This window comes from Cellulophaga sp. HaHaR_3_176 (assembly GCF_019021925.1).
In the GTDB taxonomy this organism is placed as follows: domain Bacteria; phylum Bacteroidota; class Bacteroidia; order Flavobacteriales; family Flavobacteriaceae; genus Cellulophaga.
The window spans coordinates 3,686,582-3,703,514 of sequence record NZ_CP058990.1 but is presented as its reverse complement, the minus strand read 5'-3'; the positions used below and the strand labels follow the sequence as shown (position 1 = coordinate 3,703,514).

Annotated in this window: 14 protein-coding genes; 10 read left to right on the top strand and 4 right to left on the bottom strand. The window is 34.6% G+C overall.

Going from position 1 to position 16,933, the window contains the following annotated elements; all coding sequences use genetic code 11:
* Window positions 1-55 precede the first annotated feature (55 nt).
* Genes hutH through hutG form a run of 4 tightly spaced genes read left to right on the top strand, consistent with a single transcriptional unit; the run spans window position 56 to window position 5,895 of the window.
* Complete coding sequence (hutH, locus tag H0I23_RS16290) at window positions 56-1,633, top strand: histidine ammonia-lyase (RefSeq protein ID WP_216784343.1); 1,578 nt, start codon at window positions 56-58, stop codon at window positions 1,631-1,633.
* Between the two features lie 41 nt (window positions 1,634-1,674).
* Window positions 1,675-2,934, top strand: a complete 1,260-nt coding sequence (gene hutI, locus H0I23_RS16285) for an imidazolonepropionase (protein ID WP_216784342.1) — start codon at window positions 1,675-1,677, stop codon at window positions 2,932-2,934.
* Window position 2,935: 1 nt separating this feature from the next.
* Window positions 2,936-4,936, top strand: coding sequence for a urocanate hydratase (locus tag H0I23_RS16280; protein ID WP_216784341.1), 2,001 nt, complete (start codon window positions 2,936-2,938; stop codon window positions 4,934-4,936).
* Between the two features lie 5 nt (window positions 4,937-4,941).
* Window positions 4,942-5,895 (top strand): formimidoylglutamase, encoded by a 954-nt coding sequence (gene hutG / locus H0I23_RS16275; protein WP_216784340.1) that lies wholly within the window; start codon window positions 4,942-4,944, stop codon window positions 5,893-5,895.
* Between the two features lie 4 nt (window positions 5,896-5,899).
* On the opposite strand, the gene H0I23_RS16270 is transcribed toward hutG, so the two are convergent.
* Window positions 5,900-7,057, bottom strand: coding sequence for a homogentisate 1,2-dioxygenase (locus H0I23_RS16270; RefSeq protein WP_216784339.1), 1,158 nt, complete (start codon window positions 7,055-7,057; stop codon window positions 5,900-5,902).
* A gap of 187 nt (window positions 7,058-7,244) precedes the next feature.
* Between H0I23_RS16270 and H0I23_RS16265 the strand changes: the two genes are divergently transcribed.
* Window positions 7,245-7,556: a hypothetical protein gene (locus H0I23_RS16265; RefSeq protein WP_216784338.1), complete on the top strand. Its 312-nt coding sequence runs from the start codon at window positions 7,245-7,247 to the stop codon at window positions 7,554-7,556.
* A 179-nt stretch (window positions 7,557-7,735) separates the two neighbouring features.
* Here H0I23_RS16265 and H0I23_RS16260 read toward each other — a convergent pair whose 3' ends face one another.
* The 3 genes from H0I23_RS16260 to H0I23_RS16250 all read right to left on the bottom strand — a co-directional run bounded on the left by H0I23_RS16260 (window position 7,736) and on the right by H0I23_RS16250 (window position 10,795).
* Entirely contained in the window at window positions 7,736-9,013 is a 1,278-nt protein-coding gene (locus H0I23_RS16260) for an NAD(P)/FAD-dependent oxidoreductase (protein WP_216784337.1), read from the bottom strand.
* A gap of 91 nt (window positions 9,014-9,104) precedes the next feature.
* The gene (locus H0I23_RS16255) at window positions 9,105-10,007 is read right to left on the bottom strand and encodes a universal stress protein (RefSeq protein ID WP_216784336.1); all 903 of its coding nucleotides are present in this window, start codon (window positions 10,005-10,007) and stop codon (window positions 9,105-9,107) included.
* Window positions 10,008-10,096: 89 nt separating this feature from the next.
* Complete coding sequence (locus tag H0I23_RS16250; RefSeq protein WP_216784335.1) at window positions 10,097-10,795, bottom strand: Crp/Fnr family transcriptional regulator; 699 nt, start codon at window positions 10,793-10,795, stop codon at window positions 10,097-10,099.
* 120 nt (window positions 10,796-10,915) lie between these two features.
* Between H0I23_RS16250 and H0I23_RS16245 the strand changes: the two genes are divergently transcribed.
* The 5 genes from H0I23_RS16245 (at window position 10,916) to H0I23_RS16225 (ending at window position 16,928) form a co-directional block, all read left to right on the top strand.
* The gene (locus H0I23_RS16245) at window positions 10,916-13,312 is read left to right on the top strand and encodes a heavy metal translocating P-type ATPase metal-binding domain-containing protein (protein WP_216784334.1); all 2,397 of its coding nucleotides are present in this window, start codon (window positions 10,916-10,918) and stop codon (window positions 13,310-13,312) included.
* Window positions 13,313-13,385: 73 nt separating this feature from the next.
* Window positions 13,386-13,586, top strand: a complete 201-nt coding sequence (gene ccoS, locus H0I23_RS16240; RefSeq protein ID WP_216784333.1) for a cbb3-type cytochrome oxidase assembly protein CcoS — start codon at window positions 13,386-13,388, stop codon at window positions 13,584-13,586.
* A gap of 6 nt (window positions 13,587-13,592) precedes the next feature.
* Window positions 13,593-15,794, top strand: coding sequence for a cytochrome-c oxidase, cbb3-type subunit I (gene ccoN, locus H0I23_RS16235; protein ID WP_216784332.1), 2,202 nt, complete (start codon window positions 13,593-13,595; stop codon window positions 15,792-15,794).
* A gap of 7 nt (window positions 15,795-15,801) precedes the next feature.
* Window positions 15,802-15,993, top strand: a complete 192-nt coding sequence (locus tag H0I23_RS16230; RefSeq protein WP_216784331.1) for a CcoQ/FixQ family Cbb3-type cytochrome c oxidase assembly chaperone — start codon at window positions 15,802-15,804, stop codon at window positions 15,991-15,993.
* On the top strand, window positions 15,990-16,928 hold the full coding sequence (locus H0I23_RS16225; protein ID WP_216784330.1) for a cbb3-type cytochrome c oxidase N-terminal domain-containing protein: 939 nt from the start codon (window positions 15,990-15,992) through the stop codon (window positions 16,926-16,928). The genes H0I23_RS16230 and H0I23_RS16225 overlap by 4 nt, the downstream gene beginning before the upstream one ends.
* Window positions 16,929-16,933: the final 5 nt, after the last annotated feature.

The window sequence follows — 16,933 nt, the reverse complement described above, 5'->3', positions numbered from 1 at the left end:
GTAATTATCAAACTTAATCAATAGTTTTATAAGAATGAAATTCTGATTTAAAACTATGACACCAAAAGAGATTTTTAAACTTGGCGAAGACTGGCTTACTGCAAGCATTACACTTTCTATTGCAAAAGGAGAAACCCCTATTGAACTCTCTACAAATACAAGAGAAAAAATAAATGCAAGTGCTCAAATCGTAGCCAATATTGTAGTAAAGGGCAAAGCAGTATATGGCATAAATACAGGATTTGGGCCTCTTTGTACCACCAAAATCTCTAAAGAAGAAACGAAAATATTACAATCCAATATTCTTAAAAGTCATAGTGTAGGTGTTGGTGAGCCTATTGCTACTGAAATTGCAAAGTTGATGTTAATTTTAAAAGCACAGTCTTTAGCCAAAGGGTATTCAGGTATTTCAGAAACTACTTTAGACCGAATCCTTTGGCATATAGACCATGATGCCATTCCTATTGTGCCATCACAAGGTTCTGTTGGAGCCTCAGGAGATTTAGCACCTTTATCTCATTTATTTTTACCTTTGATTGGTTTAGGGAAAGTAAACTATAAGGGTAAGGTTATGGAGACTTCTGTTCTTTTTAAGCAAACGGGTCTGTCTTCCGTAACATTAGGACCTAAAGAAGGTTTAGCACTTATTAATGGAACACAGTTTATTGCTGCACATGCGGTTAAGGTGGTTGAGAAGTTACACAGTTGTCTTTCTCAAGCCGATATTATTGGTGCTATGATGATTGAAGGTTTGCAAGGTTCTGTGAAACCATTTTTTAATGAATTACATGTCTTACGCCCCTATAAAGGAAACATTCACGTAGCAAAACGTATTAAACGATTATTAAAAGGCTCTGAGATTATGGAAGATCATATTGATTGTGATCGGGTTCAAGATCCTTATTCTTTACGTTGTATGCCTCAGGTACATGGCGCTTCAAGAAATGCTTGGTTGCATTTAAAAGAATTAGTAGAAGTTGAATTAAATTCTGTGACGGATAACCCTATAATTATAGATGAAGAATTGACCATTAGCGGTGGTAATTTTCACGGCCAACCTTTAGCAATGGCCTTAGACTATGCATGTTTAGCAGCTTCGGAACTAGGGAATATTTCTGATCGAAGAATTTATTTAGCCTTAGAAGGTAATAGTCCTGGTGTGCCTAAACTGTTAATGAAAGAAACCGGCATCAATTCTGGTTATATGATTTTACAGTATACCACTGCAGCTTTAGCCAGTGAGAATAAAGGTTTATGTTTCCCTTCTAGTGCAGATAGCATTCCTACATCATTAGGACAAGAAGACCATGTAAGCATGGGGTCTATTGGCGGTAGAAAAGCATTGCAAGTTCTTGAAAATGTTGAGAAAATATTGGCGATAGAATTATTGACTGCGGCACAAGCTTTTGAATTTAGAAAACCCATGAAATCAGGGGTCTTTTTAGAGGCAATACACATGGCTATTCGTAAAAAGGTAGCTTTTGCAGATAAGGATCGTGTTTTTTCTGATGATATAGAAAAAGGAATTCAAATGATTAAAGACCAAACCATCATTCACGTTATTGATAACATCAGCGAAAAAGAAGGAATCTCTTTGAAAACAAAATTCACCCATGAATTTGAAGTATATTAAAATAGCTTTTTATTGCCCTGAAATTTAGTAAAATGATACTCATGAAAAAATTGAAACTTATAGGTCCCTTTAAGCAGTTGGTAACCATGACTGGCTTACCACTAAAAGGCGCTTTGTCTGATGAGCAGCTTGCCATCATTGATGATGCAGGAATGCTGATAGAAGACGGAAAAATAAAAACCATAGGATTGTTTAAAAACATGGCAGTAGACGCAGATAATGAAACAACAGAGATTACAACTCTGCAAGGAGATCATGTGTGCCTACCTGGTTTTATAGATGCCCACACACATATTTGTTTTGGTGGTTCTAGAGCTAAAGATTATGCCATGCGTAATGCAGGTAAAACCTATTTAGAAATTGCTAAAGCAGGTGGTGGCATATGGGACACTGTAACACACACCCGTAAGGCTTCAACCGAAGAATTGATTAAAAAAACCATTAAAAGAAGCAAACAACATTTAAAAAATGGGGTTACCACGCTAGAAGTAAAAAGTGGCTATGGCCTGTCTGTTGCCGAAGAATTGAAAATGCTCCGTGCTATTAAAACTACGAATGCACAAACTCCACTAGATCTTATACCTACTTGCTTGGCGGCACATATGAAACCTAAAGATTTCTTGGGAACAAATACAGCATATTTAGAAGAAATAAGCAGCACCCTTTTCCCCATTTTAAAAGAAGAAAATTTAAGCAATAGAATGGATGCTTTTATAGAAGAAAGTGCTTTTTCTAAAGAAGAGATTAGGCCTTACTTTAAAAAAGCTCAAGAGATGGGTTTTGACATTACCGTGCACGCTGATCAATTCTCTACAGATGGTAGTGCCGTTGCGGTAGAATTTGGAGCCCTTAGTGCCGATCATTTAGAAGCCTCTACCGATAAAGAGATAGAACTACTTTCAAAAAGCAATGTTATTGCTACTGCCCTGCCCGGAGCTTCTATAGGTTTAGGCTGTGCTTTTACACCTGCCCGAAAATTATTGGATGCAGGTTGTTCCGTTGCCATTGCTAGTGATCACAATCCTGGTTCTGCTCCTATGGGCGATTTGCTTACCCAAGCTGCGATTCTTCAAACTTTTGAAAAATTGAGTAATGCCGAAGTATTAGCAGGAATCACTTATCGTGCAGCAGCTGCCTTAAACTTAACAGACCGAGGGCAAATAAAAGAAGGACTTATGGCCGATTTTGTATTGTTTCATACTAATGATTACAATGAAATTTTATACAACCAAGGTTCTTTTAAACCGTGTATGGTTTTTAAAAATGGTGCCTTAATATTCGATAAACACAAAACACATTAAGATGACATTCAAAGAACAAATTCTTCAAGGCCTTCCGAATGAATTACCTGCTAAAAAAGAATATAATTCGGCCCTTAGTCACGCTCCAAAAAGAAAAGATATTCTTTCTTCTGAAGAGAAGCAATTAGCTATAAAAAATGCTTTACGTTATTTTCCAAAAGCTTGGCATGGAGAATTAGCTCAAGAGTTTGCCTTTGAATTGTCTACATACGGAAGAATCTACATGCATAGATTCAAACCCGAATATACCATGTATGCTCGACCCATTAATGAATATCCCTATACCTCAACACAAGCTGCAGGAATCATGTTAATGATTCAAAACAATTTAGATCCTGCCGTAGCGCAACATCCTGAAGAACTAATTACCTACGGTGGAAATGGCGCTGTTTTTCAAAACTGGGCACAATACATTTTAACCATGCAGTATTTGGCTACCATGAATAATGAACAAACTCTTCATATGTATTCTGGTCACCCGATGGGGCTTTTCCCTTCTTCCACAGAAGCACCAAGAGTTGTAGCTACCAATGGCATGATGATTCCTAATTATTCCAAACCCGATGATTGGGAGAAATATAACGCGTTAGGCGTTACACAATATGGTCAAATGACTGCAGGCTCTTATATGTATATTGGACCACAAGGTATTGTTCACGGCACTACCATTACCGTCATGAATGCTTTTAGAAAAGTGCTGAAGACTGATGAAAATCCGGCTGGGAAAATATTTTTAACTGCAGGATTAGGCGGCATGAGTGGCGCACAACCAAAAGCAGGAACTATTGCTGGTTGCATTACCATCTGCGCAGAAGTAAATGCTACAGCAGCAAAAAAGAGACATGAACAAGGCTGGGTAGATGTTCTCGTAACCAACTTAGATGATTTGGTGGCCAGGACTAAAAAAGCACAAGAAGAAAAAGAAGTGGTTTCCATTGCATTTATAGGAAATATTGTTACCGCTTGGGAACGATTTTATGACGAGAACATATTTATTCATCTAGGATCTGATCAAACTTCATTACATAATCCATGGGCAGGTGGGTATTATCCAGTTGATATTTCTTTTGAAGAGGCTAATGAACTAATGGTCGTTAATCCCAAGCTTTTTAAAGAAAAGGTTCAAGAATCATTACGAAGACAAATTGATGCCATTAATAAACATACGGCAAAAGGAACTTATTTTTTTGATTACGGTAATGCTTTTCTACTGGAAGCTTCTAGAGCAGGTGCCGCGGTTATGGCCAAAAACGGAATCGATTTTAGGTATCCGTCTTATGTGCAAGATATTTTAGGCCCTATGTGTTTTGATTATGGTTTTGGGCCTTTTAGATGGGTATGTACTTCTGGTAATCCTATAGATTTACAAAAAACAGATGCCATCGCTCAGCGCGTTTTAGAAGATATAAAGAACACCGCTCCTACAGAAATTCAACAACAATTACAAGACAATATTACTTGGATCAAAGAGGCTAACAGCAATAATCTTGTGGTGGGTTCACAAGCTAGAATTTTATACGCAGATGCGGAGGGAAGATCAAAAATTGCGGATGCTTTTAATACCGCTATTTCAACTGGTGAAATTTCTGCCCCTATTGTTTTAGGAAGAGACCATCATGATGTGAGTGGTACAGATTCTCCTTTTAGAGAAACCAGTAATATTTATGACGGCAGTAAATTCACAGCAGATATGGCCATACAAAATGTTATTGGCGATAGTTTCAGAGGTGCTACTTGGGTTTCTATTCATAATGGCGGTGGTGTTGGTTGGGGCGAAGTCATCAATGGAGGATTTGGAATGGTTATAGATGGTTCTAAGGAAGCTGCTAAACGCTTAAAAAGCATGCTTTTTTATGATGTTACCAATGGAATTGCTAGAAGAGGTTGGTCAAGAAATAATGAAGCTTTGTTTGCAATTCAACGAGAAATGGATAAAAATCCTGAATTAAGAGTCACTTTGCCTAACTTAGTAGATGACAACCTACTTAAGAATTTATTTTAATAAATATGCTGGCATACAAAAAAACAACCCCCGAATTATGGTCTGGTAGATCCTCTGAACAAAAACTTTACCTGCACGAAAAAGTACACTGTGTTATTATTGATGAAATTGAAATAGCACAAAATCAAAAAACAATTGCCTTATTAGGCTATGCGTGTGATGAAGGTGTAAAAAGAAATCATGGTAGAATTGGTGCCGTAAATGGTCCTGACGCTATTCGTCAATCCTTAGCTAAATTTCCAAATCATTTATCAGATGAAACTACTTTACTTGATTGCGGAACTATCGTTTGCCTAAATGAAGATCTAGAAACCACACAAGAAGTACTTGCTAAAAACATAAGTTTGTTATTAGCTAAAAAAACATTCCCGATAGTTTTAGGTGGCGGTCATGATATCGCTTACGGTCATTTTAAAGGAATCAGAAAATACCTAGGTGATAAAAAAATAGGTGTTATAAATTTTGATGCACATTTTGATTTACGTTCTACTTCAAGCGAAAGCACATCTGGAACTCCTTTCTACCAAATAGCACAAGACCATAATAAAGAGAACGCTACTTTTGAATACTTATGCTTAGGCATCAGAAAAGACGCAAATGATAAAAAACTTTTTGAAATAGCATCTGACTTGCATGTAATGTATTTAGAAACCGCGCACTTTAACATGCACTATTTAGAGCATGTGCAACTCATCTTAATGCAATTTATAGAAGATGTAGATTACGTGTACACCACAATAGATTTAGATGGATTCTCATCTGCTTATGCTCCTGGAGTAAGCGCGCCTTCTCCAATGGGCTTCGCACCAAATATTGTTTTAGAGAGTCTAAAAGTAATTATAGATAGTAAAAAACTAATAAGTCTAGATATCGCAGAAATGAATCCCACCTATGATATAGACGGTCAAACTGCTAAATTAGCTGCTTCATTAGTACATTATGTGATGCATCACAAATAATAACCTATTCCATCCAAGATTTGTAATATTTACCGTCATCAATATCTAAAGCCGCTTGTGTTAATTTCAGAGGCTTAAAGGTATCAATCATAACCGCTAATTCTTCGGTTTTAGATTTCCCGATGCTAGCTTCGTAAGTTCCTGGATGCGGACCGTGAGGTATGCCCGCAGGATGCAATGAAATATACCCCTGATCTATACTTTTGCGACTCATAAAATCACCGTCAACATAATAGAGTACCTCATCAGAATCTATATTAGAATGATTATACGGCGCTGGTATTGATTGCGGATGGTAATCATACAATCTTGGCACAAAAGAACATACCACGAAAGCACTAGTTTCAAACGTTTGATGTACTGGTGGTGGTTGATGTACTCTTCCTGTTATAGGCTCAAAATTATGGATAGAAAATCCGTAAGGAAAATTATAACCATCCCAACCTACCACATCAAAAGGATGTGTTGCATAGGTTAAATGATGCAATTGACCTTGCTTTTTCACTTTCATTAAAAATTCACCCTTCTCATCATAGGATTGTAAATTTTCTGGTAGTTTAAAATCACGCTCACAAAAAGGAGAATGTTCTAAATGCTGACCGAAATAGTTACGGTATCTTTTAGGCGTATAAATAGGGTGGTAACTTTCTGTAACCAAAAGTCTATTCTCTTCGGTATCAAAATGTATTTGATAAATCATCCCACGAGGTATCACTAAATAATCTCCATATTCAAACGGAATTTCACCGAGCATGGTTTTTAGTATACCTGTTCCTTTATGAATAAACAGTAACTCATCTGCGTCTGTATTTTTATAAAAATACGTCGTCATCGATTTTTTAGGTGCTGCTAAACCTACATGCACATCATTATTAAATAGCACCGTAACTCTACTGTCTAAATAATCATCTGTAGGTTGCACTTGAAAGCCTTTTAATAAGCGTGACTTAATATTGTGCTCCACTGCTGCTTTCGGAGAAATATCAATAGACTCTCCTACTTCTTTTATCTGAGTAGGTCTATGTAAATGATACATTAAAGAAGACATTCCGTCAAAACCAATGGTGCCAAACAATTGCTCATAATGTAAAGTCCCATCTGATTTTTTAAAAATAGTATGTCTTTTTTGAGGTATTTTTCCTTGCTTATGATACAGTGGCATCCTAGAATATCTTTATTTAAATCTCTATAAATTTACGACTTTTTTAAAACAAAAAACAGCTTTTCAAGTGCTTTTCATAACAGGCAATCGGCGACTTAGCTAACGAAGCAATAAAAAATGCAACTGCGTTAATCTACCCTACTAATACTATAGAACTTGCATTTATAATTTATTAAAAATAGTAACTATGGAAAAGAGTAGAAATAAAAACGTTGTTGAAACAAAAAAATATAATTCGAATGTAACCGAAGATGATTTGCAAGCTTTAGGAAAAAAAGGGCTAAGCATGGATACTGGAGATGATTCGTTACTACAAGATAGAAAAGACAACATTGATTTTACTGGCGAAGATTTAGATGTTCCAGGAAGACACGAAGTAAACTTGACGCCTAATTTAGGTTTGAAAGATGAAGAAAATAGCTTGTATGGGCAAGGTGGGGAAAGTAAAGATAATTTAGAAGAACCTGAACGTGCTAACTTAGATAAATCAGGAAAATAAATTATTATAAAACAAAAAAAGCCTCCCAAATTAGGAAAGCCTTTCATCGGTTTCTACATTCTTTATTAAGTGATAAAGTTAATAAGAATGTTGTTACCACAACTGTACTTCTTTCGAAGCACAACACAACTTTGCAAATATATGAAAGGTTTTCTATATATCAGAAAAGTTTTTAGGTTTTACTCCTTAGTAGTATAAGGCCTAACTATTAGTCTCGCTGCTTTATCGTAATTAATATAATTATACGCCCAGTTAAAGAATACAATTACTTTATTTCTGAAACCAACTAAAGCCATCAGGTGTACAAACATCCAAATAAACCAAGCTAGAAAACCTCCGAACTTTAAATTTTCTAAATCAACAACTGCCTTATTTCTCCCTACGGTAGCCATCGTACCTTTATCGTTATATTTAAAAGGAATTAGTTTTTTATTATCTAAAATATTTTTAAGGTTTTTTGCTAAATTTTCTCCTTGTTGAATTGCAGGCTGGGCTACTTGCGGGTGTCCTTTTGGAAAGCTCTCTGTTGCCATATACGCAATATCACCTATCGCAAAAATATTAGCATACCCTTCTACTTGACTAAAAGAGTTTACTTTATATCTATTTAATCTTTCTACTAAATTTGAAGCTTCAAAACCATCAATGGCAGCGCCTGTAACTCCTGCTGTCCATATAAAGTTATTAGACTTTAAAATTTCACCGCCTTTTATTTTAACAACCTTACCGTCGTAATCTTCAACAATTGTGTTTAAGTGAATTTTAACCCCTAGTTTTTCTAAAAATTCAGTTGCTTTTTTAGAAGCTTTCTCACTCATTGGAGGCAATACTCGGGTTCCTCCTTCAAATAAATGAATTTGCATTTCCGCTATATTCAAATGCTTATAATCTTTCGGAAAAACATTTTGTTTTAATTCCGCTAAAGCTCCTGCTAACTCTACCCCTGTTGGGCCCGCACCTACAATACAAAAATTCAACAATGCTGCTCTTTCTTCTATCGTTTTAGTATCATCTGCTTTTTCGAAATTTTGGAGAATTAAACTTCTGATATTTAATGCCTGTGGAACAGTTTTCATAGGCATTGCATTCTCAGCAATATTTTCGTTATTGAAATAATTAGTTTTAGTACCTGTTGCCATCACCAAATAATCATATGATAAGGCTCCAATACTTGTAATTATTTCTTGTTTTTTAGGATCTATCTTTTCGACTTCCGCTAATCTAAAGAAAAAATTATCGAGTTCTTTTAAAACTTTTCGAATAGGATATGCAATAGAATCAGGCTCCAAACCACTCGTAGAAACTTGATATAAAAGTGGCTGAAATGTATGATAGTTATGCCTATCAATCATTACTATTTGTGCATCTAAGTTTTTTAACTTTTTTGCTACTGAAATTCCGGCAAATCCGCCACCAATTATAACGATTCTTTTCTGATTTGTATTCGGAAGATTCATATCCTAATATTTTAATCAAAAATAACGAATATAAAAATCAAACTCTTGATATTACAAAACGTATAACATAATTTTAATACATGTTTTATTCTTAAACTTTAGCGCTTAAAACACCTTCTATATTTGCTTTTTGTGTAATGCCTATTCCCATTTCAGGAAGCACTAATAACGGCAGTTGTGTATGGAATGCTATTTTCTTCACAATCGGTTCTCTAGTTACTTGTTCTATATAACTATGTTGGTAGTTTAGCATCGCTAACAAATGAACATCTAACTCATTTGTGAAAATTTCTAATGTTTTAGAAACCGAATTTACTTCTGATATGGTATGAATAAAATATTCTGTTTCACTTAGGTATCTACGCAGCATATTTAAATTAAACTCTTGCAGTTCTGTTAATGCCTTAATTTTTGGCTGCACATGTACCACTCTAATTACTGCATTAAAGGTTTGTGCCAACTCTATTAGTGGCTGTAATTCTGAAAAAGTATAAAATCTATTATAATCTGTAGCGAATGCAATCTCTTTTGGCTTTTCAAAATCGAAACTAGCAGGTATCGCTAATACGGGGCAATTTTTCACCGTTTTAATAATACGAACAGCATTACTACCCATAAAAACCTCAGCAAGGCCTGAAGCTCCTTTTGTGCCTAAAATAACCAAGTGGATATTATATGTATCAACAACTTCCTTTACCTCATCAACTAAAAAACTAAAAGAAGAAATTGCTTTAAAATTGTGAAGATGAGCAGGATCAGGGTTTTCGTTTTGTATCTTATTTATTAGAGCACTCAAGCCTTTTCTAGAACTATTTTCACCATCGGATGTTTCTTCAGGCATTACAGAAGCCATGAATCTGCTTGCTGCTATATTCGGCGTAAATGTGTTTAGCAAATAAAAATTACATTGTTCATCTTTAAACAATTCAATTGCATATTTAACTGCGTTCCAGGCATTTTCAGAAAAGTCTGTAGGGATTAAAACATTTTTCATCACTCTTTCATTTTATAACTTAATGTAAAAGTATAGTACATGAAAAACAAAAACTATGACAAATATCAGGTTCTATTCTTTTTCGATAACTAGCTCTCCATAAGTTCAGTAAGCCCCTTCACATCTGTAATTGCTATTTTTTTACCAGAGGCTTTAATGTATCCTTTCTTTTTAAATTCAGATATAATTCTAATACATGATTCTGTTGCTGTACCAACTACATTTGCGATATCTTCTCTAGACAATGTCAATACTAAAAAACCTTCTTTATCTTCTCCATAATTTTTTTTCATGTATAAAAAAGCTTCCGCTACACGTTGCTTAACCGTTTTTTGTGACATGTTTACAATAACATCATCTGCCTCTTTTAAATCGTGAGCCATATGCCTCAGTACTTCTACTGCAAAATTAGGATTTGTATTTAAAGTAGTCATAATACCATCTTTAGGTATAAAGCAAACCTCCATATCGTTAACAGCAACAGCACTCAGATTAGAAGTTTCTTCAGCTATTACAGATCGTTGCCCTAAAACCTGCCCTTTTGTTGCCAGTTTTACTATTTGATCTTTTCCGTTTGCGCTTAATTTAGAAAGCTTAGAAATACCTTCTCTAACACAAAAAACACCATTCAACTTTTCTCCTTCTTGAAAAATAGGTTCTCCCTTTTTAACCAATCGAGTAACCTTTGTGTCTGATATTTTTTTCAACTCTTCTTTATTCATTGCACGCAATGAATTGAACTGTCGAATTATACATTGTTCACATCTAGACTCTTTACCTTCTCTCATACCCTTTTATTTACCTGACACTACAAAGATACAAGTTATAAAAAAGCTTAAATATGACAAATGTCATGTTTTAATAAAATGCTGATTCACAACTTTGTACTCGGTACAAAGCAAATGTTTATGGAAACTAAAAAATGTTATCATTGCGGTGATAATTGCGAAACAAAGCCAATATATTTTGATGATAAGAACTTCTGCTGTAACGGTTGCAAAACCGTATACGATATTTTTTCATCAAACAATTTATCCTATTACTACGATATACAAGCAGCTGCAGGTGCCACACCCAAAGCAACAGAAGGTAAATATGACTTTTTAGAAACTGAATCTATAATTGAACGTCTTACAGAGTTTAATGATAATAACCTGCAAATTGTAAATTTATATATACCACATATTCATTGCAGTTCATGTATATGGATTTTAGAAAATTTAAATAAGTTGAACCCCGCTGTTAGTAATTCGCAGGTTGATTTTCCTAAAAAAACAATCAGAATATCTTATAACACAGAAAAAACTTCGCTAAAAGCCGTTGCACTTTTATTAGCGCATATTGGCTACGAACCTTACATATCTTTAGATGATTTTGATAACAAAAAAAAAGGAGCCGATAGAACTCTTATTTATAAATTAGGTGTTGCTGGTTTTGCATTCGGTAATGTTATGTTTTTATCATTCCCTGAGTATTTTGACCTTTCTACAAGTAAAAATACTGGAGGTGAATTTTGGTTAAACCAATACCAAGACGTTTTTAGATGGCTGATGTTCATTTTATCATTGCCAGTAGTTTTCTATGCCGGAAACGATTATTTTATATCTGCCTATAAAGGGCTTCGTTCTAAACTATTAAATATAGATGTCCCTATTGCTTTAGGTATTTTAGTGCTTTTTATTAGAAGTACTTTAGAAATTACTTTTGATTGGGGGTCTGGCTTTTTTGATAGCTTAACAGGACTTGTATTTTTTCTTCTTTTAGGTAAATTTTTTCAACAAAAAACATATTCATTTCTTTCTTTTGAAAGAGATTACAAATCCTATTTCCCCATTGCTGTAACTCGTATTCTTTCAGATAAAAAAGAGGAATCAATTCAGGTACATAATATAAAAAAAGGAGATCGATTACTCATCAGAAATGAAGAATTGATACCTGTTGATGGAATTTTAATAAATGGAAACGCCACTATAGATTATAGCTTTGTTTCAGGAGAATCAGAACCTGTTCATAAAACCTCAGGTAACAAAATTTTTGCTGGTGGGAAACAATTAAACGGCGCTATTGAAATGGAAGCATTAAAATCTGTTTCTCAAAGTTACCTAACCCAACTATGGAGTAATGCTGTTTTTCAAGAAGATAAGTCAAGTAAATTTCAAACCCTAACAGATAGTATTGGTAAACGTTTTACAATTTTTGTATTAACTATTGCTTTTGCAGCAACTTTATTCTGGTTATTCTACGATGCTAGTAAAGCCATAAACGTATTTACCGCTGTTTTAATCATTGCTTGCCCGTGTGCGATTGCATTAGCGTCTCCTTTTACCTTAGGTAATATGCTACGCATTTTTGGTAGAAAAAAATTCTATTTGAAAGACACACAAACCATAGAGCAATTAGCACAAATAGACACTGCAATTTTTGATAAAACAGGCACCATTACCACGGCTAAAAAAAGCACAGCCAGTTATGAGGGTCTAGAACTTACAAAGGAAGAAGAATTACTTTTAAAAAATACATTAAGAGCATCAAACCACCCATTAAGCAGAAGTTTATATAACATACTTTCGGCAAATGACATTGTAACACTTGATGAATATGAAGAACATATAGGGTTAGGTATTGAAGGAGCCATTAATAACCGCCATATAAAAATTGGATCTGCAAATTTTGTAGGTAACACCGCTGAAGATTCTATTAAAAATACTGCCGTATATATTAGTAGCAACAATAATTACAAAGGTCGATTTATATTTAAAAATGAATATAGAGAAGGTATATCAGATCTTTTTAAAACAATGTCCGAAAGTTTGCAACTAGCTATTTTATCTGGTGATAATGAGGGTGAAAAAAATAAATTAGAACAACTACTACCTAAACTAACACCATTATATTTTAACCAAAAACCCTCAGATAAATTAGAGTTTATAAAGTCTTTACAAAACCAAGGCAAAAAAGTAGTTATGGTTGGTGATGGTTTGAATGATGCAGGTGCTTTAGCACAAAGTAACGTTGGCATCGCTATTTCAGAAAACGTCACTATTTTTTCTCCTGCCTGTGATGCCATTTTAGATGCTACTAAATTTCAAGAGTTATACACTTATATTTTAGCATCAAAAAAAGCTATAAAAATTATAAAATGGAGTTTTGTTTTATCATTACTCTATAATATTATTGGCCTTTATTTTGCTACAACAGGACAATTAAAACCTGTTATCGCGGCAATATTAATGCCTTTGAGTTCTATTAGTATTGTTGCTTTCACGACAATAGCTACTAATATTTTAGGAAGAAAATTGAGATAATTTATAAAACCTGATAAATGTCATTTTATACCCTAAATCACCACCGTAGTTTTACAAAAGAATTCAGGTAGGTATGAGTGTCATTTATATTTTATTAACGATAAGTATTGCAGTCGCAATTTTATTTTTTATTGCATTTATCATTTCAGTAAAAAGTGGTCAATACGATGATTCTTACACACCATCTGTTCGAATTCTTTTCGAAGATGAACTAGTTAAAAAAACTAGTGAAACAAAAAAAAGTAAACCCATCCAACTTAAAAAGTTTAAATAATTAATTATGGAAGTACAGCAGTTTTATTACGACAATAAAGTCGTTAAAAAGTTCCTCTACGCAACTATGTTTTGGGGCATTGTTGGTATGTCGGTAGGTCTATTACTTGCCTTCATGTTTTTATTCCCAAATATAACCGACGGAATTTCGTGGTTAAGTTTTGGTAGACTAAGACCTCTACACACCAATGCCGTAATATTTGCCTTTATTGGTAATGCTATTTTTGCAGGTGTTTATTACTCTACCCAACGTTTGCTTAAAGCACGTATGTATAGTGACTTTTTAAGTGGCTTTAATTTTTGGGGGTGGCAACTAATTATTGTAGCTGCTGCAATTACATTACCACTTGGGTATACAACTTCTAAAGAGTATGCTGAATTAGAATGGCCAATTGATATTGCTATCGCTGTAGTTTGGGTTGCTTTCGGGGTTAACCTAATAGGTACAATGATTAAAAGAAGACAACGTCATTTATATGTTGCTCTTTGGTTTTACCTTGCTACGTTTGTTACAGTTGCAGTACTTCACATATTTAATAGTTTAGAGCTACCCGTAAGCGGGTTAAAAAGTTATTCGGTTTACGCTGGTGTACAAGATGCTTTGGTACAATGGTGGTACGGACATAATGCGGTTGCATTTTTCTTGACTACGCCTTTTTTAGGTTTAATGTATTACTTTATTCCTAAAGCAGCAAACAGACCTGTTTATTCATATAAACTTTCTATTGTTCACTTTTGGTCATTAATATTTATATACATCTGGGCAGGTCCACATCACTTATTATACTCTGCTTTGCCAGATTGGGCTCAAAATTTAGGCGTTGCTTTTTCTATTATGTTATTAGCTCCATCATGGGGTGGCATGATCAATGGTTTACTTACATTACGTGGTGCCTGGGATAAAGTTAGAACAGACCCTACGCTTAAATTTATGGTTGTTGCTATTACAGGTTACGGTATGGCAACTTTTGAAGGCCCATTACTGTCTCTTAAAAATGTAAATGCAATTGCTCATTTTAGTGATTGGATTATTGCTCACGTGCATGTAGGTGCGTTAGCTTGGAATGGCTTTTTGACATTCGGGATGATCTACTGGTTAGTTCCTAAAATGTTTAAAACAAAACTGGCATCCATTGGTTTAGCAAATTTTCACTTTTGGATTGGAACCTTAGGGATTATACTTTACACATTACCAATGTATGTTGCTGGGTTTACACAGGCATTAATGTGGAAGGAATTTAACCCTAACGGTACTTTAGTATATGGTAACTTTTTAGAAACTGTGACCGAAATAATGCCTATGTACTGGATGCGTGCTATTGGTGGTACTATGTATATTATTGGTGCTTGTGTGATGATTTACAATGTTGTACTGACTATAAGAGCTGGTAGTGATGTTGAAGATGAATTAGCTGAAGCACCTGCTCTAGTACGTGTATCAAAAAGAAGAATTAGTGGAGAAACTTTTCACACTTGGTTAGAGCGTAAACCTGTTCAATTAACCATACTAGCTACTGTAGCTATTTTAATAGGTGGTGTTGTTCAAATTATACCAACCATTTTAGTAAAATCGAACATACCAACAATTACAAGCGTAAAACCATACACGCCTTTAGAGTTAGAAGGTAGAGATTTATACATACGTGAAGGTTGTGTTGGCTGTCACTCACAAATGGTTCGTCCTTTTAGAAGTGAAGTAGAACGTTATGGCGAGTATGCTAAAGCAGGTGAATTTGTATACGATCACCCTTTCCTTTGGGGAAGTAAACGTACTGGACCCGATTTATTACGTGTTGGTGGTAAGTACTCAGACAACTGGCACTTAAACCACATGTACGATCCACAGAGTACTTCTTCGGGCTCTATAATGCCTTCTTATTCTTGGCTTGTTCGTGATAAGCTTGACAAATCTGATACGGAGAGTAAAATGGAAGCGATGATCACTTTAGGTGTGCCTTATACTTCTGATGATGTTAAAAATGCGCAAGCAAATATGGATACTCAAGGTACTAAAATTGAGAATAATTTATATGCTGATCCCGATTTTGCAAAAACATACGAAGCTGATAAAAAGTATGCTAAAGAAAATAATTTAGAATTTACTGAAATGCGTGATCGCGAAATTGTTGCAATGATTGCTTATTTGCAGCGCTTAGGTACAGATATTAAAATAAAAGAAACAGGAGAATTAATCCCAGAAAATAAATAACAAGACCATGTTCAAATTTGTAAAAGGGTATATGGAAACTATAGATGGCGTTGCCACTTACCCAATGATATCATTGCTCATCTTCTTTGTGTTTTTTGTAGTTCTTTTTTGGTGGGTATTTACAGCATCTAAAGATTACATAAAAGAAGTTAGTGAGCTTCCAATAGAAAAAGAAAACCAACAAAACTTAGAATTATGAAAAACAAATCGCTTTGGTGGATAAGAATTCCAGTCGTTTTCTTTATCACTTTCGGGTTAATGGAATATGCAATAGATTCCGGCGATAAACCTGCAATTATTGCTTACCCAATAAGTCTGTTGTTTTTATTGCTAGTTCTATTAATTTCAATTGCAATTGAATTGATTTTAGGTGCAATTGAGAACGTGATGTTTCAAACACTTTCTGAAGAGGCTAAAGAGCGTTATTTAGCCTCTAAAGCTAAAAAAAGAGAGTGGACTTGGGCTAAGAAAACATATAACAAAATGCTTGGCTCTAAACCAATGGAGGTAGAAAGTGAAATTGTTTTAGATCACGACTATGATGGCATTAGAGAGCTAGATAACAAATTACCGCCTTGGTGGGTTTATATGTTCTACGCTAGTATTGTTTTTGGTATTATTTACCTTATCCGTTTTCATGTATTTAATGATTATAACCAAGTTTTAGAATATGAACAAGAAGTTGCTATTGCTAAAAAAGAAATAGAAGAATACAAGAAAAATGCAAAAGATCTTGTTGATGAAAACACCGTAGAATTATTAACAGATGCTACCGATATTAAAGCAGGCGAAAAAGTATTTCAATCTAACTGTGTAGCATGCCATATGGCAGATGGTGGTGGTGGTATTGGACCCAATCTTACCGATCAATATTGGATATTGGGTGGAGGTGTCAAAAATGTATTCCATACCATTTCAGAAGGTGGTAGAGATGGTAAAGGTATGATTGCTTGGAAACAAACCTTAAAACCTCTTGAAATTGCACAAGTTGCCAGCTATGTATTAACAACTCTTAATGGTAAAACTCCTGCAAACCCAAAACCTGCAGAAGGTGATTTATGGGTTGACCCAAATACTCCTACAAATGAAATACCCGCACAAGTGGTTGACTCTACTAGTGTGGTAATGAATTAGAGTAC

What these genes read in the sequence shown, in the direction of transcription:
- hutH (WP_216784343.1), top strand. Translation starts at nt 56, where the DNA reads ATGACACCAAAAGAGATTTTTAAACTTGGCGAAGACTGGCTTACTGCA.
- ccoS (WP_216784333.1), top strand. Translation starts at nt 13,386, where the DNA reads ATGAGTGTCATTTATATTTTATTAACGATAAGTATTGCAGTCGCAATT.
- H0I23_RS16260 (WP_216784337.1), bottom strand. Translation starts at nt 9,013, where the DNA reads ATGAATCTTCCGAATACAAATCAGAAAAGAATCGTTATAATTGGTGGC.
- H0I23_RS16230 (WP_216784331.1), top strand. Translation starts at nt 15,802, where the DNA reads ATGTTCAAATTTGTAAAAGGGTATATGGAAACTATAGATGGCGTTGCC.
- hutG (WP_216784340.1), top strand. Translation starts at nt 4,942, where the DNA reads ATGCTGGCATACAAAAAAACAACCCCCGAATTATGGTCTGGTAGATCC.
- H0I23_RS16255 (WP_216784336.1), bottom strand. Translation starts at nt 10,007, where the DNA reads ATGAAAAATGTTTTAATCCCTACAGACTTTTCTGAAAATGCCTGGAAC.
- H0I23_RS16225 (WP_216784330.1), top strand. Translation starts at nt 15,990, where the DNA reads ATGAAAAACAAATCGCTTTGGTGGATAAGAATTCCAGTCGTTTTCTTT.
- hutI (WP_216784342.1), top strand. Translation starts at nt 1,675, where the DNA reads ATGAAAAAATTGAAACTTATAGGTCCCTTTAAGCAGTTGGTAACCATG.
- H0I23_RS16270 (WP_216784339.1), bottom strand. Translation starts at nt 7,057, where the DNA reads ATGCCACTGTATCATAAGCAAGGAAAAATACCTCAAAAAAGACATACT.
- H0I23_RS16250 (WP_216784335.1), bottom strand. Translation starts at nt 10,795, where the DNA reads ATGAGAGAAGGTAAAGAGTCTAGATGTGAACAATGTATAATTCGACAG.
- H0I23_RS16280 (WP_216784341.1), top strand. Translation starts at nt 2,936, where the DNA reads ATGACATTCAAAGAACAAATTCTTCAAGGCCTTCCGAATGAATTACCT.
- H0I23_RS16265 (WP_216784338.1), top strand. Translation starts at nt 7,245, where the DNA reads ATGGAAAAGAGTAGAAATAAAAACGTTGTTGAAACAAAAAAATATAAT.
- ccoN (WP_216784332.1), top strand. Translation starts at nt 13,593, where the DNA reads ATGGAAGTACAGCAGTTTTATTACGACAATAAAGTCGTTAAAAAGTTC.
- H0I23_RS16245 (WP_216784334.1), top strand. Translation starts at nt 10,916, where the DNA reads ATGGAAACTAAAAAATGTTATCATTGCGGTGATAATTGCGAAACAAAG.